The sequence below is a fragment of the Paenibacillus radicis (ex Gao et al. 2016) genome, assembly GCF_014641555.1.
Classification (GTDB): domain Bacteria; phylum Bacillota; class Bacilli; order Paenibacillales; family Paenibacillaceae; genus Pristimantibacillus; species Pristimantibacillus radicis.
This window is the reverse complement of record NZ_BMHY01000018.1, coordinates 37,314-57,347: the sequence shown is the minus strand read 5'-3', so window position 1 is coordinate 57,347 and position 20,034 is coordinate 37,314. Positions and strand designations below refer to the sequence as shown.

19 protein-coding genes and 1 riboswitch are annotated in these 20,034 nt (G+C 53.3%); of the genes, 2 read left to right on the top strand and 17 right to left on the bottom strand.

What is annotated here, in order from left to right; translation table 11 throughout:
• Positions 1-18: 18 nt before the first annotated feature.
• The 8 genes from IEX98_RS26275 to mazG form a co-directional block, all read right to left on the bottom strand.
• Positions 19-525, bottom strand: coding sequence for a S1 domain-containing RNA-binding protein (locus IEX98_RS26275; RefSeq protein ID WP_188892654.1), 507 nt, complete (start codon positions 523-525; stop codon positions 19-21).
• A gap of 123 nt (positions 526-648) precedes the next feature.
• Entirely contained in the window at positions 649-963 is a 315-nt protein-coding gene (locus tag IEX98_RS26270; RefSeq protein WP_188892653.1) for an FtsB family cell division protein, read from the bottom strand.
• A 44-nt stretch (positions 964-1,007) separates the two neighbouring features.
• Entirely contained in the window at positions 1,008-1,619 is a 612-nt protein-coding gene (gene yabQ, locus IEX98_RS26265; protein ID WP_229692406.1) for a spore cortex biosynthesis protein YabQ, read from the bottom strand.
• Entirely contained in the window at positions 1,616-1,900 is a 285-nt protein-coding gene (gene yabP / locus IEX98_RS26260) for a sporulation protein YabP (RefSeq protein WP_188892652.1), read from the bottom strand. Before yabP ends, yabQ begins: the two co-directional genes overlap by 4 nt.
• 104 nt (positions 1,901-2,004) lie before the next feature.
• On the bottom strand, positions 2,005-2,589 hold the full coding sequence (locus IEX98_RS26255; RefSeq protein WP_188892687.1) for a histidine phosphatase family protein: 585 nt from the start codon (positions 2,587-2,589) through the stop codon (positions 2,005-2,007).
• A gap of 83 nt (positions 2,590-2,672) precedes the next feature.
• Positions 2,673-2,951, bottom strand: a complete 279-nt coding sequence (locus IEX98_RS26250) for an RNA-binding S4 domain-containing protein (RefSeq protein ID WP_042171271.1) — start codon at positions 2,949-2,951, stop codon at positions 2,673-2,675.
• Positions 2,952-2,954: 3 nt separating this feature from the next.
• Positions 2,955-3,227, bottom strand: coding sequence for an HU family DNA-binding protein (locus IEX98_RS26245; RefSeq protein ID WP_042171268.1), 273 nt, complete (start codon positions 3,225-3,227; stop codon positions 2,955-2,957).
• 210 nt (positions 3,228-3,437) lie between these two features.
• The gene (gene mazG, locus IEX98_RS26240; RefSeq protein WP_188892651.1) at positions 3,438-4,913 is read right to left on the bottom strand and encodes a nucleoside triphosphate pyrophosphohydrolase; all 1,476 of its coding nucleotides are present in this window, start codon (positions 4,911-4,913) and stop codon (positions 3,438-3,440) included.
• Between the two features lie 134 nt (positions 4,914-5,047).
• Between mazG and IEX98_RS26235 the strand changes: the two genes are divergently transcribed.
• Positions 5,048-6,259 carry a glycerate kinase gene (locus IEX98_RS26235; RefSeq protein ID WP_188892650.1) on the top strand — a complete coding sequence of 404 codons (1,212 nt, stop codon included), beginning with the start codon at positions 5,048-5,050 and terminating at the stop codon, positions 6,257-6,259.
• A 1,165-nt stretch (positions 6,260-7,424) separates the two neighbouring features.
• Here IEX98_RS26235 and IEX98_RS26230 read toward each other — a convergent pair.
• Positions 7,425-8,723, bottom strand: a complete 1,299-nt coding sequence (locus IEX98_RS26230) for an alpha-glucosidase/alpha-galactosidase (protein ID WP_188892649.1) — start codon at positions 8,721-8,723, stop codon at positions 7,425-7,427.
• A 178-nt stretch (positions 8,724-8,901) separates the two neighbouring features.
• Between IEX98_RS26230 and IEX98_RS26225 the strand changes: the two genes are divergently transcribed.
• Positions 8,902-9,747: an AraC family transcriptional regulator gene (locus tag IEX98_RS26225; RefSeq protein WP_188892648.1), complete on the top strand. Its 846-nt coding sequence runs from the start codon at positions 8,902-8,904 to the stop codon at positions 9,745-9,747.
• Here IEX98_RS26225 and IEX98_RS26220 read toward each other — a convergent pair.
• From IEX98_RS26220 to IEX98_RS26185, 8 genes are all read right to left on the bottom strand, one after another.
• Positions 9,742-10,563, bottom strand: coding sequence for a DUF3298 and DUF4163 domain-containing protein (locus IEX98_RS26220; protein ID WP_188892647.1), 822 nt, complete (start codon positions 10,561-10,563; stop codon positions 9,742-9,744). The two genes, IEX98_RS26225 and IEX98_RS26220, sit on opposite strands and share 6 nt — an antisense overlap.
• Positions 10,564-10,777: 214 nt before the next feature.
• Positions 10,778-11,317 carry a stage V sporulation protein T gene (spoVT, locus tag IEX98_RS26215; RefSeq protein ID WP_188892646.1) on the bottom strand — a complete coding sequence of 180 codons (540 nt, stop codon included), beginning with the start codon at positions 11,315-11,317 and terminating at the stop codon, positions 10,778-10,780.
• Positions 11,318-11,681: 364 nt separating this feature from the next.
• A complete protein-coding gene (locus IEX98_RS26210; protein WP_188892645.1) occupies positions 11,682-11,921 on the bottom strand; it encodes a hypothetical protein in 240 nt (79 codons plus the stop codon).
• A gap of 16 nt (positions 11,922-11,937) precedes the next feature.
• Entirely contained in the window at positions 11,938-12,720 is a 783-nt protein-coding gene (locus IEX98_RS26205; protein ID WP_188892686.1) for an ABC transporter ATP-binding protein, read from the bottom strand.
• A 124-nt stretch (positions 12,721-12,844) separates the two neighbouring features.
• Positions 12,845-12,970, bottom strand: a riboswitch (guanidine-I (ykkC/yxkD leader).
• Positions 12,971-13,142: 172 nt separating this feature from the next.
• Positions 13,143-14,951 (bottom strand): allophanate hydrolase, encoded by a 1,809-nt coding sequence (gene atzF, locus IEX98_RS26200; RefSeq protein WP_188892644.1) that lies wholly within the window; start codon positions 14,949-14,951, stop codon positions 13,143-13,145.
• Complete coding sequence (gene uca, locus IEX98_RS26195) at positions 14,948-18,586, bottom strand: urea carboxylase (RefSeq protein ID WP_188892685.1); 3,639 nt, start codon at positions 18,584-18,586, stop codon at positions 14,948-14,950. The genes atzF and uca overlap by 4 nt, the downstream gene beginning before the upstream one ends.
• 13 nt (positions 18,587-18,599) lie before the next feature.
• Positions 18,600-19,265, bottom strand: a complete 666-nt coding sequence (locus IEX98_RS26190; RefSeq protein ID WP_188892643.1) for an urea amidolyase associated protein UAAP2 — start codon at positions 19,263-19,265, stop codon at positions 18,600-18,602.
• Between the two features lie 36 nt (positions 19,266-19,301).
• Positions 19,302-20,018 (bottom strand): urea amidolyase associated protein UAAP1, encoded by a 717-nt coding sequence (locus IEX98_RS26185; RefSeq protein ID WP_188892642.1) that lies wholly within the window; start codon positions 20,016-20,018, stop codon positions 19,302-19,304.
• Positions 20,019-20,034: the final 16 nt, after the last annotated feature.

Genomic DNA, 20,034 nt, shown 5'->3' with positions numbered 1-20,034 from the left:
ATTGTATAAAAAACCGATCTATACCCGTTTAGCTCCGCGTCCGCCGCGTTTGCCTTCGGTGTTTTTCTTCAAGGAAGAGATGCGCTCTTCGCTATCCTTCAAGAAGCGCGACATTTTATCTTCGAATGACGGTTTTCCGTAAGACGGTCTGCCAGAAGATGGCTTATTGAAGGGACGTCCGCCTCGATCTTGCCCGCCGCCGCCGCCTCCGCCACCGCGGTTGAAACGTTCTCCGCCGCCTCCACCACTTGGACGCGGTTCGCGTTGCGGCGGTTGTTGGCCCTCCGGCCGGTCAACTGCCTGTTTAATGGAAAGTCCGATTTTACCGTCTTTATCGACGTTGATCACTTTAACTTTGACGATGTCATCAATTTTCAGGTGATCCTTCACGTCTTTGACGTAATTATCGGCAATCTCCGAGATGTGAACGAGCCCTGTGACACCTCCCGACAAATCGACGAATGCCCCGAAATGCGTAATGCCTGTCACTTTGCCCTCTAACTTGGCGCCCACTTCAATTGCCATAAAATAAAATGTTCCTCCCTAAGATATTTGCTAATTAGCCTCACACCGTGATTATAACCGAACGGTTGAAGGCAGGTCAACAGACGTTCACCCGTTTACAGCGTCTATTTCGATACAGACGCTCTACTTGACGACTTGAATCTGCCGTTCGCCGTCCTTAACCATCCCTTGATCCTTTGTTGCGAGTTGTTCAATATATTCAGGATCGTTCAGCCGTTCGATTTGCTGCTGAAGCCCTTTTGTCTGCACAGTCGTTTCTTCCAATTGCTTCTGGGCCGCGGAAAGCTTCGTCTCCATCACCTTCTGCTCGTTCCATTGCCCTATGAAAGTATAAGCTGCCCAGCACATAAATAGAACACAGGCCATCCCCCAGATCCGAATACGGCGTCTGGAACCGGCGCTGATTATCGTCTTGCCCGTCGCTGCGGCTGTTGCCATTTGCTTACACCCTCCTTCAGGTCGGTCCGAAAAGCTTGAGGCCATCACTCCCGCTTGAACCATCTTTTCCATACATTCGTTAATCGTACCCGAATTTCCTTCCATCTCGCTGGAATTTGCCAGCTTTCAACGATCGGTCCCAGCCAGCGTCCCAGCGGACGAATAAGCGGACCAAGCATCCAGCGAAGCAAAAGCCAAAATGGACGAAGTAATTGTAACACAATTTTGAATAGGAAAATAGTGATCGCAGTCCCAATTCCAACAATTGCCTTGACGAGCTTGTACAGCAGAATAATCGGCTTCACAATAAGCAGATCCAAGCATTTGAGCACAAACAGGATGAGCTTGCGAACGGTCTCGATCACCCACTTCACGATGGCAATGACCGCTTTGCTCAAGAGCCAATAATAGCTCAGAACACCTATAAGCAAGCCAACAAACACATACGCCCGCACCTCGCCGTAGTTGCTGGCGTACAAGACACGGAAGATAATAAGAGCCGCGGCCAGCCAGTACACCATGTCGAGAACAGGAAGCCACCACTTCGGAAAGCGCAGCTCGTTCGATACGACTCGATAGCCGTCGAACACCGCCCCCATGCCAATGCCGGAGAGCAGCATCATCGCCATGGTGAACCATTGCATGCTTAACGTCACTTAAACAGCTTCCCGAAAAGACCCTTGGATTTCGAGGTGCCGGCTCCGTCCAAATAGGCGAGTGAATGGACGTATCCTTCGATAGCCACAAGACCTTGTTCCAGGTTGAGATGCTTAATATGCAGGTTTTGCCCTTTAATCGTCAGAAAACCAAGCTCCGTCTCCAGCAAAAACTCCTCGCTGTCGAAGCTTTCTACGTTCAATACGCCGGTTAATTCAAGCAGCTTGCGGTTCAGCATCTTTACTTCCTGACGCTTCTGCCCTTTGACTTGATCACTCATTCGACTTGTCCCTCCATCCGCTTCGAAAGCTTCGAAACATTGCTTGAGACTAGCCTATGAACAAGGGACAACCGTTAGAACTATTTTTGCTAGATTAGCATGGTTTAGTCCAAGTGCCGGGAACAATTGAACAGCTCACATGCCCAGCCTGCTTGATCCTCATCATTCTTGCAAATTGTCGTGATGGATGTATTGACGAGCGACTCGCCGGTATACGCTTCTGGAATCCACGTCTCCATTGCCCGGCCGATTAGAGCGCCGTGACTGACGACGAGCACATTTTGCCCCGGATGGCGTTCTGCGATTTCATCAAGCACCGCTGTCGCCCTCTCCAGCAACGATTCTCTTGTCTCCCGGTCCAGCTCCAGCTCTCGCCAGTTGTCGCCCCACTTCTGGATCCGTTCCGCCTCTGTGGTCCCTTCGGTTTGTCCGCCGTTCGCTTCGCGCAGCCGTTCGTCGAGTTTAACTTCGCCGAGCTGCAGCCGCCTTGCCACTGCCTCCGCTGTAGCACGCGCCCGCATCAAGTCGCTGGAATAGATCACATCCCACTTCTCCCCGCTAAGCCGCTCGGCCAGACGTTCTGCCTGCTGCACGCCCTCTTCATCAAGAGGAATGTCGGACTGCCCTTGCGCCCGCCCCTCTTTATTCCATGCCGTGCTTCCGTGCCGGATCCAGCCCATTCTCGTCAATGCCATTCTTATTCCCTCCCTATGCTTGGTAAAAAGCAAAAAAGCTGCCCGGCAAGCCTAAGCTTGCGGAACAGCCCTTCCAGCTACCAGCCGAGATCGTTCTCGCGCGGGCGCTGCTCTTCTCTCACTAGCGTGTAAAGCTCACCGGCTTCATCCTTACGAGTCGTATCCGCAATCCGTTCTACTCGAACGGTTACGTTCTTCTGACCGTACTGAATTGTGAGCTCGTCCCCAACCTTAACGGTGCTGCTCGCTTTCGCTTCGCGGCCGTTGATCCAGACGCGTCCTTGCTCGGACACATCCTTCGCGACTGTACGCCGCTTGATCAACCGGGACACTTTGAGAAATTTATCCAATCTCATGAACTACTTAATAGCGTCCTTAAGTTTGTTGCCTGCTTTGAAAGCAGGAACTTTGGATTCTGGAATCGTGATTTCTTTACCCGTTTGCGGGTTGCGGCCCACGCGGCCGGAGCGTTTGCGAGTTTCGAAAGTACCGAAGCCGATCAGTTGTACTTTATCTCCACCGGCAAGAGCGTCAGTTACTTCACCCAGAAAACCGTTCAGTACGGCTTCTACGTCACGTTTAGTCAAACCGCTTTTTGTTGCAATGTTGTTGATCAGGTCTGTTTTGTTCATTATTAAAATCCTCCTAATTTGAAATTGCCCTCAGTTCACTTTCGGCTGTCGGCATAAGCTAGGCCGTCTATCATCTGAGTGGTAATTTTTACTGTTAAATCCTTTATACGAAGAATACATATTCTGCTCGGCTGCAAGAAATCCTGCTGTTATTAAAAATTTTTTACCGAATCGTAGCGGAAAACTTCGATTGTTGACGAATAACGACTGCTATTGTCGCTTCGCCTCTTCCCACCAGCGATCCATTTCTGTTAGATCAGTCTGGTCAAAAGTTTTGCCGTTTATACGAAGCTGCTCCTCAATATACGAGAATCGTTTCTTAAACTTCGCATTCGTGCGGGAGAGTGCCTCTTCCGGATCAGCCTTGATGAAACGGGAAGCATTCACCACGGCAAAAAGCAGATCGCCAAGCTCGCCAGCCTGCTCCTCCGCGTCGCCTGTGCCGACCGCTTCGCGCAGCTCCGCCAGCTCTTCTTCCACTTTGCTGAGCACCGGGCCAAGCTCGTCCCAGTCAAATCCTACCTTCGCAGCTTTCTTCTGCAGCGCGTAAGCTTTCATCAGCGCTGGCAGATCGGCAGGTATGCCGTCAAGCTGAGACTTGCGGACCTGATCTGAGCCGTTGCGCTTCTTCTCCTCCGCCTTCATCTGTTCCCAGTTGCCAAGCGCCTCATCGGCGTTGTTGGCATCCCGGTCGCCAAATACATGCGGATGACGGAAAATCAGCTTCTCGTTCAATGACTCTATAACGTCATAGACGGAGAACGCTCCGTTCTCCTCCTCCATCTGGCTGTGCAGCATCACTTGCAGAACAACGTCGCCAAACTCCTCGCGCATACCGTCTGGATCGTCGTTATCAATAGCTTCGAGCGCTTCGTAAAGCTCCTCGATAAAGTTTTTGCGGATCGATTGATGCGTTTGCTCGCGATCCCAAGGACAGCCTTCCGGACTGCGAAGAATAGCAACAATCTCATGCAGCCGGTCAAAGGAGCGGTTGAGCACGGTATCTTGCTCCGTGCGCGGCACCCAGATCAGCGACAGATTGCCGAAGCCTTCGGTCCGGTCCAATTCATAGAGCGGGACCTTAACGATTGTCTCTTCCCCCGCCACACCTAGTGCGTGACCCACTACAACTTCGAAATCATCGGGGTAACGCTCCATCAGTGCGAGCTTCACATCGGAGGCGGTGAAAGCATCATAAACCTGGCCTATAAGCGTATGAACGCGCGGCTGAAGCTGAGAAGCTTGCAGCTCGGCGGCATCAAGCAAGGCGAAGCCTTCGATCGGATCGAAGCCCAGCCGGACGAAAGCTTGATCCAGGAAGCTTTCGCCGCCGATGATCTCAAGCACTATGCCAGCTTGCGGACAGCGCTCGCGGAGCAGCTGCACCGTGCGTTCAGCCACCATCGGGTGGCCGGGAACGGCGTAAAGCACCGATCCGCCGGCGCTTGCTTCGTCGATTAGCTGCTGAGCAATCGCTTCGTACACCTCAGGGAACGTTTCATGCTGTTCATACACGCTGTCGAAGGAGGTGAAGGCTAGCTTCTCCTCCTGCAGCAGCGCCATTACCGGATGATGCTCCGTGCGTACATAAAGACGCTCAGCGGACTGCAGCCGGCGCCATACGCCTAACGTCAATTGATCGGAATCGCCGGAACCGAGGCCGACGACCGTAATCGAATGTGTCAATGTCATACTCCTCCTTGCCTAATGGCAAAATTACGCTACAGGTAGTATACCATTGCTTGCGGCCCAACTCTAAATTTGGAATACTGAGAATAACATAACCCAAACAAAAATGCGAGAAAAGGCGGTGTCCCCCGATGAAAATCATAGTTGCACCCGACTCCTTCAAAGGCAGCCTGTCCGCCGTTGAAGCCGCAGCCGCCATCGCCCGCGGCGTAAGGCGCGCCTTGCCGCACGCGGACGTTGTGGAAGCGCCCGTCGCCGACGGCGGCGAAGGTACGCTCAGCTGCCTGCTTGCCGCAACCGGCGGAGAGCGCGTGGAAGCCCAGGTGCTCGGCCCAATGGGCAAGCCTGTGCGCGCCGCTTATGGGCGGCTGGGGGATGCTGGTCGGCAGACCGAGGATTGGCCGGAACCAGAAACTGCCCTCACCCGACATAATGCGAAGGTTGGTGACACAGCTGTTATCGAAATGGCTGAAGCGTCCGGTTTGACCCTTGTGCAGCTCGATGAGCGTAACCCGTTGCTCGCTTCTACCTATGGCACAGGGCAACTGCTGCAACGCGCACTCGACGACGGCTGCCGTCGTTTCATACTGGCGCTTGGCGGCAGCGCGACGAATGACGGTGGCGCAGGCATGCTGCAAGCGCTTGGTATGAAGCTGCTGGATCGAGAGGGCAAGCCCTTGGCACCTGGAATTGGAGGCGGCAGATTAATCGATATCGCCGCCATTGATGACAGTGAATGGGATTCACGTATTGCCGAATCCACCTTCATTATCGCCACTGACGTTGGCAGTCCTTTTGTCGGTCCGAGCGGCGCATCGCAAGTATTTGGCCCGCAAAAAGGAGCCGACCCAGCCATGGTTCGGCAACTCGAGGAGGGCATGACCGCTTGGGCTGATCGGATCGCCGGGAAAACCGGCGTCAGCTTGCACGAGCTTCCCGGCGCGGGAGCGGCCGGCGGTCTAGGCGGCGCGTTCCTCGCCTTCTTCCCCGCAGCAGCAAGACGCGGCATCGACGTCGTCATGGACTATGCGGGGCTTCGCCGCCGGCTTGACGGGGCGGCGCTCGTATTGGTCGGCGAAGGCCGGATTGACGGCCAGACCGCCGCTGGAAAAGCGCCTATGGGCGTGGCGCATGAAGCGAGGCGGCTGGGTATTCCGGCCATTGCACTGGCCGGATCGGTCGGCGCGGGCATTGAGCCGCTGTACGATGCAGGCATCGTGAGCGCCCACAGCATCATAAACGGCCCAATGACGCTGGAGGAAGCCATGTCGCGAACGGCTGAGCTGCTGGAGCAGACTGCGGAACAAGTGGTACGAACTTTTGCAGCAAACCTGCCATCCTAGCCATGTGTCCCTACTCAAACTAACTAAAAAAAGAATAATCCTCCTGAACCAACTAACGTCTGGCCGGGGCGTGGAACCTAAAAGAGTGAGCCCAAAACTAAACCAATGTCAGGTCAGGGGGCGAAACCCTAAAGAACAAATCACTTAAACCAAACTAGTGGGACTAGGAAGTGAAACCTAAAAAGCGAACCACCTTCGCAAAATAACGAAGGCAAGTTCGCTCTAGACCATGTGAGCAACCACCACACATATCATTAGCGAACCTTTCTTCGCTACTCGAGAACCTAGGTTCGTGAATTGCGAAGTTTGGTTCGCTATCCCATACTTCGACCACATATCAAGCCTCATTAGCGAAGATTGGTTCGTTATTTAGCGAGCCTGCTTCGCTAACCTGCAGAAGCCATACCCAAACGGCAATAGGACCTTCATTTAGCGAAAACAGTTTCCCCAGCTGTGGTCGTCCAATGTCATGCAACTCCACACCGCGCACTGCTAACGAATCTGCTTCTCCATCCGCTCAAAACAGACCCATTAAGCTCAACCAAAACGCGCAAAACAGCCAACCCCAAAACCAATTAGGACAGACCACAGCGCGAAAGCTAAAAGAGCGAACCTCCTTCGCAAAATAACGAAGGCAAGTTCGCTCTAGACCATGTGAGCAACCACCACACGTATCATTAGCGAACCATTCTTCGTAATTCGAGAACCTAGGTTCATGAATTACGAAATTTGGTTCGCTATCCCATACTTCGACCACGCAGCAAGCCTCATTAGCGAAGATTGGTTCGTTATTTAGCGAGCCTGCTTCGCTATGCTGCAGAAGCTTTGCCAACAACATGTGACCGTGCGCCGGAAGGCGCGCGCGATGCCAGCACGGCATTAGTGCCTTCATTTAGCGACCACAGCTTCCTCAACTGTGGTCGACCACCGTTATTTATGCAGCTCCACACCACGCACTACTAACGAATCTGCTGCCTCATCTGCTCAAAACAGCCCCATCAAGCTCAACCAATCAACCAAAACACCTAAATCACCCAACCTCCAAACCAATTAGGACAGACCTCAACGCCCAACCCAAACAAAGGCCGCCCGAGCAGGTGACACGCAAGGCAAAGTTCGTTGCCTTGCGTGCTTGTCCCGCCTAGAGCAGCCTGGGAAAATCATGTTACTTAAAGGATGGCAGCCAGCTGCCGTGCGCTTCGATCAAGTCGTCGCAGAGAGATACGATATCGTCGAGCGACAGTTCAGCCGCAGTATGCGGATCGAACATCGCTGCGTGGTAGATATGTTCTTTTTTGCCTGTAATCGCCGCTTCGATTGTCAGCAATTGCGTGTTAATGTTCGTGCGGTTAAGCGCAGCGAGCTGCGGCGGCAAATCGCCGATAAAAGTTGGCTGGATGCCAGAGCGGTCTACCAGACACGGCACTTCGACGCATGCTTCTTTTGGAAGGTTCGTAATGAGCCCCGTATTCATCACGTTGCCGCCGATTTTGTACGGAATGTCCGTCTCCATGGCTTCCATGATGTGCGAAGCATATTCTTCACTGCGCTTATGTTCAACCTTCTTGTCAGAAAGCATGGCGTCACGCTGCGCTTCCCAGCCTTTGATCTGGTCGATACAACGGCGCGGGTATTCGTCGAGCGGAATGTTGAACCGGTCCACGAGCTCCGGATAGTTGCGCTTAATGAAATACGGGTGGTATTCGGCATTATGCTCGGACGATTCCGTTACGTAATAGCCGAATTTCAGCATCAGCTCAAAACGTACCATGTCATGATGCTTCTCCTTCTGCAATTCAGCAGCACGGCGCTTCATTTCCGGATACAGATCAACGCCGTCCTTCGTTGCTTCCAGCAGCCAAGCCATATGGTTGATACCGGCGATTTTTGTCTTCACGCCTGTTGTATCCATACCCAAGTGCTCGAACAGATGCGGCACGCAGCCTTGTACGCTGTGACAAAGTCCAACGGTGTTCAAGCCTCCATAGGTAGTCAGCACGTTGGTCAATACAGCCATAGGATTCGTGTAGTTCATGAACAGCGCATCCGGGCATACTTCTTGAATATCTTTGGCAAAATCAAGTACTACCGGAATAGTGCGCAAATTGCGGAAAATGCCGCCGATGCCAACAGTGTCGGCAATCGTCTGACGCAAGCCGTATTTCTTCGGAATTTCAAAGTCCGTAATGGTACAAGGATCGTAGCCGCCTACTTGAATGGCATTAACGACATATTTTGCACCACGCAGTGCTTCTTTACGGTCCGTGTAGGTTTTGATGACACAGGTGCTGCCGATCGATTCCTTCATATTAAGAAGCAATTGCTCCGACTCGCGCAACCGGTTGTTATTGATATCGAACAATGCCAGCTCGAAGCCTTGAAGCGCTTCCGTCAGCATGACGTCACCGAGAACGTTTTTAACAAAAATCGTGCTGCCTGCGCCTAGAAACGTAATTTTGGACATTTCATTCGCCTCCGTCTTATCGTTGGATTTAATACCTTTACTATAAGGCCGAGAGGCACTCGCGAACATGGGTTAAATCCCGAACTACATGTCATAATTCCTTTTCATTGCGTGATTTCACGCATAATACTATAATAATCCATGTCATAATATTGGTCACTTGAGGGGGGACGCAGCAATGGAGATTTATCAGAAAAAAGAGCCGCCGCAGCGGCAAATGGAGCTGCGCCTGCGCTTCTTCGGAGAAGAGCATTGCCAGCCCCTTCATAGCTGGGGGCCCGGTCTGCGGGACCTGTACATTGTCCATTACGTACACAGCGGCAAAGGACAATTCTCGACTGGCGGAGAGACATATAAGCTCACAGCAGGGGCAGGTTTTCTAATCACACCAGGGACACTCGTTCATTACACCGCGGACGATACCGACCCTTGGAGCTACAGCTGGATCGGTTTCGACGGCCTCCATGCCCGAGCTTTCTTGCAGCGCGCCGGACTAAGCGTATCACAGCCGATTTTCCACGCCAATAACGGAAACGATGCGGAGAATAACTGGTTCGAAGATGCTTACCGCCTTCTGATGGACGCTTACCAGCGCGAATCCAGCGATATATGGGAACAGAGCGTCCTATACCGGTATATAGCAGAGCTTGTTGAATGTTCGGAAGCCCGCTCCCCGGAGCCCAAGCGAGCAAATTCAAAAGAAGTGTATATGAGCCAAGCGATCACCTATATCGAAAACAGCTATAGCCAAAAAACGACCGTGCAAGACATCGCACAAGCCGTCGGTCTCGACTCGACTTATTTATCAGGCCTTTTCAAGCAGCAATATGGACTGTCACTGCAACTATTTTTGCTGCAATTCCGGATGAATCGCGCCGTGGAGCTGCTCGCTAACCCGGATCTTACGGTCAGTGACATTGCCCGATCCGTCGGGTATACCGATCCGTTTCTGTTCAGCAAAATGTTCAAAAAAACGATCGGAATCCCTCCTCGCGCGTATCGGGAGCAGCTGGATAAGTTATAAATTCCGTTCCGCTCCCTTCACTTGCACATCGATAATGCCGCCGGCAAACGGGGCGACCTCGTATTCCTGGAACAGCAAGTACACCTTGCCGTCTGCCAGATAGAAATCATGTGCGTTGGTCAATGCGAAGTTCTCGACATCTGTTGCGTTAAAACGGTCGGGATCTTCTGTGAAAGCTTGCTTAAGCGCCCCTTCACCGAGCTCTTTGTAGCGGCTGCCGAGCACTTTCTCCAGTGTCAACAGCTCCGCCTCTTTATCATTGCTTACATTATAAGTATCGACAAGTGTGCCTCCATGAGCCCCTCCGCTATATAAGTAGGTCTGAACCGTCAACGAAAGCTTCCCTCCGGCCGAACGACTGCCATCTGACTTCAAGGCATATTCCAGCTTCATTTCATACGGATGGAAGGTATAGCCTTCAGCCGCTGCATCATCTGCAGCTTCCGCTGCTTCCTGCTTCAGCAGCTTTAGATCTTCCATCGCCTGATTTTCCAGCTTCGCATTTAATTGCGCCTGATAACGCTCGTCAGCCATTCCAGCAATGACGGGAATGCTCAAATCGACCTTATAGAGATCAGTCGTGTCATGAATCGTCTTGGCGCTGACAGCAACTGCTGCAGCCTCCTGCTTCAATTCTTGCTTCTGAGCCTGATCCAGCTCCGTCTGCGTCTCGGCTTGACTCACATTGTGAACGATGGCTGCTTCGTCAGGCAAAGGAGATACGGCCGGATTTCGGGAAAAAGCCGGGGATGCCATTACGGCAGGAATCGCTATGGCTGCAACGGCGAATGCCATCATTTTAAACGGAAACTTCATATGGAATACCTCCAGGTATGGATTGATTAAGGGTATGGTGTCGGCAAGCTAGTCTCTGATATTTCCAATTAAAGCGGCTTGTCTCCACTATAGCTCAGTCCAAAGAGGCAATCGTTACAATAAGGTTAAAAGGAATGCGAGCAAAAAAAGACCCGGCTCCCGATATGCCGCATCGCCGCGCACCGAAAGCCAAGTCTCGTCCATTCTCTTCAATTTATTGCTCCATTTGTTTGGCCAAAAAGCCTGCAGCCGTCTCGGCCATCTTCGTCTCCATCTGAGACATTTTCACACTCTCGTCCTTGCTGAGCAACACGACCGTACCGATCGGATCTCCGCCAGCTACAATTGGCGCAGCCACATAAGCGGAGTAAGCATCTTGCACATCCTTGACGATTTCATAGGTGCCTGCCGCACCTTCTGAAGTCTTGCGGTTTTCCATACAAGTCTCCAGAAGCGAGCCGATCTGCTTATCCAGCAGCTCTTTCTTGGATGCCCCTGCAACGGCGATAACCGTATCGCGATCGGTAATAAGCGTGACATGATTCGTGCTTTCAGACAAAGATTCGGCATACTCCTTCGCAAAGTCACCAAGCTCGCCGATTGGGGAATATTTCTTCAGTATAACTTCACCGTCGCGGTCTACGAAGATTTCGAGCGGGTCGCCTTCACGGATACGCAATGTACGGCGAATTTCCTTCGGAATCACCACACGCCCGAGATCATCGATTCGACGTACAATTCCAGTTGCTTTCATTTCATGTTGCCCCACTTTCCTAGAGGATTTTGAGTCGACTGGATATTTAGGCTATATGCAAGCCTTGAATGACTTGCCTGCCCCTTGCGGTAAAAATACATGTAGCGTACAGCTAACGGATACGTTCGGGCGATGAACAGCTTATTTGAACATCGGACGATGCGGGCTGTCCTCGAGATCGAGCGAGTTCGATAACGAATTCGTTGTGAATCTGACCATAGTATTCATCGGCTCCCATTTTCTTATACACAATACCATGGCAGCAGTTGCGCAACTTGCGGTCTCGCTTCAACAATGTCCGTTCTTCCAGCATTCCCCGAATACCTGTAGAGCTTGCATGACTTATTCGATTCGTCCGTATCTTTTAATCGCGCTTTTTTTCTTCCCGATACCAAAAACATCCTGCCTCTCTGGAAAGAGCGGCAGGATGTCTGGCGAGCAGTATTCTGGCAGTAAGGCCTAACACTTTAAGCAAAATCGGACGCCAACCGCGGGACGGTGCGGCAGCGGGTGAAGCAGCCTCGGTCGTATTGGAGTTAGATGACGCTCCATTAACGCTTTCCAATTCATTCATTGACTCCGGTTTCGTTACGCTAGCTTCCATCTGCTGCTCCTCCTTATTAATCATGCTTCAGCAATCCGGCCAATTCACGCTTTAACCCTAGAAACTCCGGGGTCTCTCGCACATCCGGCGCAAGCCGGTCCGGCAGCTGCACCTTGAATTCCTTCAATATCCGGCCCGGTCCCGCGCCCATCACAACAATGCGCTGCGACAGAAAAATCGCTTCATCAATGTCATGGGTGATGAACAGTACCGTTGTCCGCTCTTTTTCCCAAACCTCCAGCAGCATCTCCTGCATCTCCAGCTTCGTCTGCGCATCGAGCGCGCCAAACGGTTCATCCATCAGCAGCACCTTCGGCTTGTTAGCCAGCGCTCTTGCAATCGCTACCCGCTGCTTCATCCCTCCGGATAACTGCTTCGGAAACGCTTTGTCGAATGACTCCAGCCGAATCGTTCTCAGCCACTCATTGGATATTTTCCTGCGTACCAGCGTCGGAATACCTTTCAGCTTCGGGCCGTATTCGATGTTCTCTCTTACAGTCAGCCAAGGAAAAAGGGTATACCCTTGAAAAACCATGCCCCGATCGGCGCATGGACCGATTATGGGTTCGCCATCGAGCATCAATTCGCCTCCGGTTGCCTCATCGAGACCAGCCACCATACGAAGCAGCGTCGACTTGCCGCAGCCGGAAGGACCCAAAATCGTTAAAAACTCATTGGATGCAATGGTCAAATGAATGTCTCTTAGCGCCTCGAACCGGGACTTCTTCGTCTCATACACTTTTTGAACCCCGGAAATTTCAATTCTGCCTCGTTCAACCATGGTGTCCGCAAGCTTCATTTCCTCCGTTTGAACGGCTGCATCCTTATTCACATTAAGCTTCTTGGCTGCCTGCATGGTCCATGCCTCCATCCCTCGTCGTAGAGTTGCATTATTCGAATAGCAAAAAGCCCGGGAGAAAGTGATCTCCCAGGCTTTTATCCTTCCGTGTATATAGAAGGGCCGCCGTTGCGGGTGATCGCCTGCTATACGCCGTCTCTCGGACCAGACTTGAGCAGCTCAGCCCAACGGAACCCTAGACAACTTTGCCGTTCCCGGTTCATCAATTAACCGGCAACCTTTATTTTATTATTCCTGTCAGCTAAGTTAACTCTCTTTATCATTAGATTAAAGCAGACCCGCTGCTTCGTCAATATTTATGTTAGGTATTCTTACATTTAAATTGAAATTAACCATTAATAAAGAGAATTACCTCACACCTTTCAAACATATCGCCAGCCGCCAGAAGCTGTAATATCCTCGGCTCCTTGAGCAGCGTATCCTTCACATATAAAGCCCGGCACTGCCGATCCGTCCTCAAGCTCTATCTTGCCGATACCGAGCGGTGCCGGAATGGACGCCACAAACTCACCGAACCTTTCGCTCGGCATTTCCCATAACTCTATTTCGATCGAGGAACCCCCTCTATCCACCTTAATCATGCCAGGCTTGGCGGGCACTGTTGGCAGCTTGAACAGCTTATAATTGGCAGCCGATCTCGTCGTACGAATATATGCCGCTTCGCAATTCAGCATCTGCTTCTCCAAAGGAAACCCGCGCATGTGAAGGCCGCATACCGCAATAAGCGTAGTCGCCAACTTCCCACTCAGCAGACTAAGTTCACGATCTACAACAACTGAATCGTCACCCGAAACATGCACAGGCACCTCTACTTTCATAGCCCTCGCCGCAGCTCCAACAATCAACCCTTCATCCTCCGCCAAAGCGAATAACGTAATGCCAAACGGCAAGTCCGCTTCCGCTTCACCTGCCGGAATGGCGACAGCGCATAGATCGAGCAGATTGCAATGATTCGTATACAATCCCATCGCGCTGTTAGTTGCAACAGGGTTCAGACGTACCTCTTCACGCGTCCACGTACCTCCGCAGGTCGGCATCACCAGCACGGCATCCGCCAACAATTGGCGCACCTCCAGCTTGAAGCCTGCCAGCTTGTGCATCGCCCGGAAGACCGACGCAGCCGTCAACGCATCAGACCCCCCCGAACGAAGCACCTGCTCCGTGACCGGAAACACCGTTCCCGGCTGACTCGACTCGACGAAGCCTTCCATTTCTGCCCAGCGCTCAGCAATCCATGGCCCATCGTATAAAATCGCCGCAGCCTCCGAGAATAGCGCATCGTCGATATACTCAATTTGCATACCAAGCTGTCCCTGCTCCTCCAGCCTATTGAGCCGCGCTACCTCCGCATCCCAAGCTTTGCTGTATACATCCGCAAAGGAACCGTAAAAACTCGGCCGATTCTTCGGTAAATAAAGCTTTGACGGTAACTTGGCAGCCGGCTGAGGCAGATTACGTGACCAAGGATCGGAGGCGTGGGCGCCGCGCGCCACTTGATCCACCGCAAGCACATCCTCCAAGGTATGGGCGAATACAGTCACGCAATCCAAGCTTTCACAAGCCGGAACCACCCCTTTGACTGGCCATGCGCCGAGGCTGGGCTTGAAGCCAATCAAGCCATTCAACGCAGCCGGCACGCGGCCGGAGCCTGCCGTATCGGTGCCCAGAGCAAATGCCGCATGACCCAGCGCAACAGCTACCGCCGAGCCCGAGCTTGAACCGCCGCTAATCAACTCAGGGCGAAGGGAATTGGCTGTCTCGCCGTATGGACTTCGCGTTCCGACAAGCCCTGTCGCGAATTGATCAAGATTCGATTTGCCAACCGGTATAGCTCCCGCTTCTACCAGCCGCTCCACGACAGCCGCATGATGAGCAGGCAAAAAAGTATATTCGGCACAGCCCGCCGTAGTGGGCAGACCCGCCACATCCATATTGTCCTTAACCGCGAATGGAATGCCCCAAAGCGGTGCATCAGCGGGAGCCAGATCGGCCAGCCGGTCCAGATAAGGCCGGATGTGCGCGATAGACGGCGGAGTGATCCAAATATTTTTAGCTTCATCCGCCTTAGCACGTTCCACAATATTTGCTATAACAACTTCTGGTGTAAGAAGTCCTGCTGCATACTGCTCCTTCAGCCACCCGATAGATAAAGTGTTTGGTAATTCCGTCATCCTGCCACCACCCCAATTTCTGTCGTAATGCCGACGATGAGCTGCCCCGTATGCACTTCATCGCCCGACTTGACGAAGACGGACGCTACAACACCGTCACAGGACGCCTGCTGCGAGAATTCCATCTTCATGCTCTCAATAATAAGCAGCGTGTCGCCTTTCTTAACCGCCTCACCCGGTGACACTAGCACCTTCCAGACACTTCCTGGCATATTGCAGCGCACCGCTTCCGTACCCGATGGAAGCGTCTCTTCCTCCTCCAATTGTCCCGAATCGCTATCGGACACATATTCAGCCAGACCAAGCGCCTTCCAGCTCTCCCTTTCCGCTGCAAAAGCCGCACGCTGCTTCACGCGGAACTGTTCCACATTGACCTCAATCTCTTCTAAGAAAGCCAGATACTCCCCTAAATCAAAAGTTGTTTCCACAATATCCGCTTCATAGCGGCCGCGCGGAAAATCTTCGCGAAGACGAAGCAATTCGTCGGCACTTACCGGTAAAAACTGAATCTGATCGAAGAACCGGAGCAGCCAAGGCTTGCCCTGCTGAAAACTTTCCGTCGTATGGAGTTTGTTCCACATCTGGATCGTCCGGCCGACAAATTGATAGCCGCCAGGCCCTTCCATTCCGTACACGCACATATAGGCGCCGCCTATGCCAACCGCATTCTCCGGCGTCCAGGTACGGGCCGGATTGTACTTCGTCGTTACGAGACGGTGGCGCGGATCCATCGGCGTTGCCACAGGCGCGCCCAAATAAACGTCACCAAGGCCCAGTACGAGATAACTCGCGTCAAACACGATACTCTGAACCTCGTCGATACTGCCTAGCCCGTTAATCCGGCGAATGAACTCGATGTTGCTCGGACACCACGGCGCATCAGGCCGCACCGTCTGCTGATACCGATCAATCGCAAGCTGAGTAGCCGGATCATCCCACGAGAGCGGGAGCCGGACGATTCGCGAAGGCACTTGGATCGACTCCAGCGGCGGAAGCTTACTGTCGAGTTCAAGAATGATACGGCAGGCTTCGCCCACCGTTATTCGCGAGCGATCCACATGCACTTGCAGCGAGCGGATGCCCGGCGTCAAATCCAGCACAGGAAGGTGCGCACAATCGCGAATGGCATCCATTAAGACATGCACTTGGAAACGCAGCAGCAGATCAAGCTCCAACGCGCCATATTCGACGAGCAGATTCTCGTCGCCGCTGCAGCGGATCGCAATCGGAAAACGCCGCCCCGCGGATTCGTTCACTAACAACGGGTAAGATGGCGCCAACAATCGTTCAGGCTTGGGCGGCAAGCTTAACTCGGCAAGCGCAGACCATTCTCTGCGGCCTATCGCTCGAAGATTGGCCTCTTGAACATTACGCAGCGCATCTGCCTCCTCCAGCGTCAGCAGACGGAAGCTCACTTTATCGCCGGGATGCAGTTGACCCAGCTTCCAGAACTCTGCCGAGGCTGTCGTTACCGGGCAGACGAAGCCGCCAAGACTTGGCCCGTCCGGACCGAGCAGAATCGGCATATCGCCGGTCAGATCAAGCGTTCCAATCGCATACGCATTGTCATGAATATTAGAAGGATGAAGCCCTGCTTCACCTCCATCCTCTCGGGTCCATAGCGGAGCCGGTCCGATTAAGCGCACACCGGTCCGGGAGCTGTTGAAATGCACTTCCCATATCGTCTCGGTAAGCTGTGTCAAATACTCTGCCCGCAAAAATTCCTCCGTGCAATGCGGACCGGGAATAACACCAATCGTCCACTCCCGGACCACAGCCGGGAGGAACGACTCTTCAATATGACCACTCCAAGGCGGCGGCTGATGACCGCCATTCACCCGCAACACATCACCCGCCCGCAGCGCCCGGCCGCCGTGGCCGCCAAAGCCCCCTAGCGTAAAAGTAGCGGAGCTGCCCAATATAAGAGGCATATCCAACCCTCCCGCGAGCTGCAAATACGTCCGCAGCCCTGCGGAAGCCTCACCGAAGCGAAGCACCTGACCCCGGTCAGCGCGCACCGGCCGGTAGAGCGGAACAGGCTCGCCATCCAGTTCGGCACCCATGTCCGCACCGGTGAGACAAAACCATATATCGTCGCGGAACTTATAGGCGCCGCCGCGCAGCGTCAGCTCCAGACCAGCCGCATCGTCGTCATTGCCAAGCAGCTTGTTACCAATCCGGAACGAGAACGGGTCCATCGGCCCGCATGGCGGCACCCCTACATCCCAATGTCCAACCCGGCCAGGAAAATCCTGCACCGTCGTCTGAACACCTCCGTCCAGCACTTCAAGCGCTGCCTCAGCCGGAGCAAATCCCTCCAGCATTCGCGTGTAGACCAGACCGTCCCGGCATTCAGACTCCTGAAGCAGCGCCTGCAAGTATTGCAGATTGGTTGTAATGCCAAACATCCTTGTTTCGCCCAGTGCAACTAGAAGCTTCTCTATAGCCTCTTCGCGATCCTTACCGTGTACGATGATTTTCGCCAGCATCGGATCATAAAGCGCTGTAATTTGAATACCATCCCTCACCCAACTTTCATTACGGGCATTCTCGGAAAATACCGCCCGGTCTAGCTGACCGGCGCTTGGACGAAAGTTCTGCAAGCAATCCTCGGCATAGATCCTTGCCTGCATACTGTGCCCCTCGGGTTTCGGAACCAAAGCCTCCACCCCCCGCAATTCCCCTGCCGCTTCGCGAACCATCCACTCAACAAGGTCGATGCCCAGCACTTCCTCCGTCACACCGTGCTCCACTTGCAGCCTTGTATTCACTTCGAGGAAATAGAAGGAGAAGTTCTCAGGATCATATAGATATTCCACCGTCCCGGCGCTGCGGTAGCCTACTTCAGCAGCAAGACGTGTAGCGGAAGCAAGCAGTCCGGCACGCACCGCTTCCGGCAGATTCGGTGCCGGACTTTCCTCAATTACCTTCTGATTGCGGCGCTGGATGGAGCAATCCCGCTCCCCAAGCGCAACAACCTCGCCAAATTCGTTGCCGAAAATTTGCACCTCGACATGACGCGCTCTGGCGATATATTTCTCCAAAAACAGGCCGCCATTCTTGAAGTTCGTTTCGGCCAGATGACGCACGCCGTCATAAGCGGCGATCAGCGCTCCCTCATCTTCGCACACTCGCATACCAATGCCGCCGCCACCGGCAGTGCTTTTCAAGATGACCGGGTAGCCGATTCGATTCGCCTCACTCAACGCTTCCGCAAGCTCCGTAATGAGCGGCGTGCCCGGCAGCATCGGAACTCCCGCCTTCTCTGCCAGCTCCCGCGCGGAATGCTTCAGCCCGAACTGCTCCATCTGCTCCGGCGTCGGCCCGATGAACACGATGCCTTGTTCACGGCAGGCCCGCGCAAAATCGGCGTTTTCACTCAAAAACCCATAGCCGGGATGGATCGCCTGCGCCCCCGTCTCAATAGCCGTCTTGAGGATGAGCTCCGCATTCAGATAACTTTCCTTAGCCGGTCCATCGCCGATCAACACCGCTTCATCCGCCTCATCGACATGACGACTGTCTTGATCCGCTTGTGTATAGACAGCGACGGACCCGATGCCGAGCCGGCGCAGCGTTCGCTCAATTCGTACGGCGATAGCACCGCGGTTAGCAATTAGCACTTTTGTAAACATCATGTACTCCCCCTTAGCGAACGTCTGCTTCATTCTCCCAAATCAAGACGCGAATCGGCGTCGGATTGTAGCCATTGCAAGGATTGTTCAATTGCGGACAATTGCTGATCAAGACCGTCGTCCGGCAGAGCGATTCAAGCTCCACGTACGCCCCTGGTGACGATACACCGTCATCAAACTTCAAACCGCCATCACTCGTTACCGGTACATTCATAAAGAAATTGATGTTCGGCGCAAGATCACGTTTCGAATACGATCCGCCCCGCTTCGCCAGCTGCAGCATAAACGTATCCCGGCAGTTATGCATATGAAGCTTCTCATGCGCGTAGCGGACGGTATTGCTCTGAGCCGAGCAAGAACCGCCTACCGTATCGTGTCGGCCGCAAGTATCAGCAACCATTCGAAGAAGCGCCTTCCCAGACTCAGCACGCAGGACGGACCCTGCCGTCAAATAAATATTTTTTTGCCCGGCAATTGTCGCCACCGCACTATAGTGGTCCTCCGGATCATCCGCATCGTAAAATATCGTGTCCGCCGCCTGATTTCCTTCCATATCCACGATTCGCAGCACCTGTCCGGGCTTCAGCTCATACATCCAGCCGTCCCCCGCCAGCACTGTCGCCTCATAGACCGCATTCGCCTCATCTCTCACGCTTTCTACCCGATTAAATACCGCCATCGCAAACTTCCTCCCTCGTAAAATGTTCGATTCTAGCTAAATGCCGAGCAGCATCTGGTACTCCCAAGTATTTTCGAACGCCCTTACGTTCTCCGGGCGATAATGGACACAATAGTCGGTGTCCCTATCTACCACATTCGCTTCTGACACTTCAACCAGCACAGGAACAGAAGGATAGACAACGCGAGAATCCAGCGGATTCGGCGTGTTCGACAGAAGCAGCAGCACATCCATCTCCGTGCGGAGCGTGACCGTTGCCCCCGCCGGACAATGAAGCTCGTCATAATGCATATCGCCTTCTTCGTCACAACTAACTTTGGAAAATAAGTTGACGACCGGCATCATATCCCGCATCCCTAGTCCGCTGCGCACCAGCTCGACTGCGAAATTTTCCTGACCACTTCGCAGCCAATCATTGCGCTGCTGCTGATAATTCGTCAGCCCGTATTTCGCATCCGTCAGCGACCGGCTTGTGTAACCAGCTATCGGATCATGCCAGCCCAAGCTATCCTCCACAATACTGGCCAGAACACGGCCGTTGTCGCTCATCAGCGTATGCCCCCGCGTCAAACGCGCTGTATATTGCGCCTTCAACGTATCCGGCATATTGTAACGCTCCGTCAAATCTCTCGCATTGAACAGCAGAATCGATACGTTCGCCCCCGCCTCCTGAGCAGTAAATCGAACGAGCCTCCCTTTGCCGATATTTCCCGACCACTTGCCGCCCGCTTCTATCGTTTTGCTCCACATCATGCCGTGTTCCTCCCGC

Bases quoted from the DNA above. Each gene is read 5' to 3' on its own strand.
- IEX98_RS26275 (WP_188892654.1), bottom strand. From the start codon at position 525: ATGGCAATTGAAGTGGGCGCCAAGTTAGAGGGCAAAGTGACAGGCATT.
- IEX98_RS26270 (WP_188892653.1), bottom strand. From the start codon at position 963: ATGGCAACAGCCGCAGCGACGGGCAAGACGATAATCAGCGCCGGTTCC.
- yabP (WP_188892652.1), bottom strand. From the start codon at position 1,900: ATGAGTGATCAAGTCAAAGGGCAGAAGCGTCAGGAAGTAAAGATGCTG.
- IEX98_RS26250 (WP_042171271.1), bottom strand. From the start codon at position 2,951: ATGAGATTGGATAAATTTCTCAAAGTGTCCCGGTTGATCAAGCGGCGT.
- IEX98_RS26245 (WP_042171268.1), bottom strand. From the start codon at position 3,227: ATGAACAAAACAGACCTGATCAACAACATTGCAACAAAAAGCGGTTTG.
- IEX98_RS26235 (WP_188892650.1), top strand. From the start codon at position 5,048: ATGAAAATCATAGTTGCACCCGACTCCTTCAAAGGCAGCCTGTCCGCC.
- IEX98_RS26230 (WP_188892649.1), bottom strand. From the start codon at position 8,723: ATGTCCAAAATTACGTTTCTAGGCGCAGGCAGCACGATTTTTGTTAAA.
- IEX98_RS26225 (WP_188892648.1), top strand. From the start codon at position 8,902: ATGGAGATTTATCAGAAAAAAGAGCCGCCGCAGCGGCAAATGGAGCTG.
- IEX98_RS26220 (WP_188892647.1), bottom strand. From the start codon at position 10,563: ATGAAGTTTCCGTTTAAAATGATGGCATTCGCCGTTGCAGCCATAGCG.
- spoVT (WP_188892646.1), bottom strand. From the start codon at position 11,317: ATGAAAGCAACTGGAATTGTACGTCGAATCGATGATCTCGGGCGTGTG.
- IEX98_RS26210 (WP_188892645.1), bottom strand. From the start codon at position 11,921: ATGGAAGCTAGCGTAACGAAACCGGAGTCAATGAATGAATTGGAAAGC.
- IEX98_RS26205 (WP_188892686.1), bottom strand. From the start codon at position 12,720: ATGAAGCTTGCGGACACCATGGTTGAACGAGGCAGAATTGAAATTTCC.
- atzF (WP_188892644.1), bottom strand. From the start codon at position 14,951: ATGACGGAATTACCAAACACTTTATCTATCGGGTGGCTGAAGGAGCAG.
- uca (WP_188892685.1), bottom strand. From the start codon at position 18,586: ATGTTTACAAAAGTGCTAATTGCTAACCGCGGTGCTATCGCCGTACGA.
- IEX98_RS26190 (WP_188892643.1), bottom strand. From the start codon at position 19,265: ATGGCGGTATTTAATCGGGTAGAAAGCGTGAGAGATGAGGCGAATGCG.
- IEX98_RS26185 (WP_188892642.1), bottom strand. From the start codon at position 20,018: ATGATGTGGAGCAAAACGATAGAAGCGGGCGGCAAGTGGTCGGGAAAT.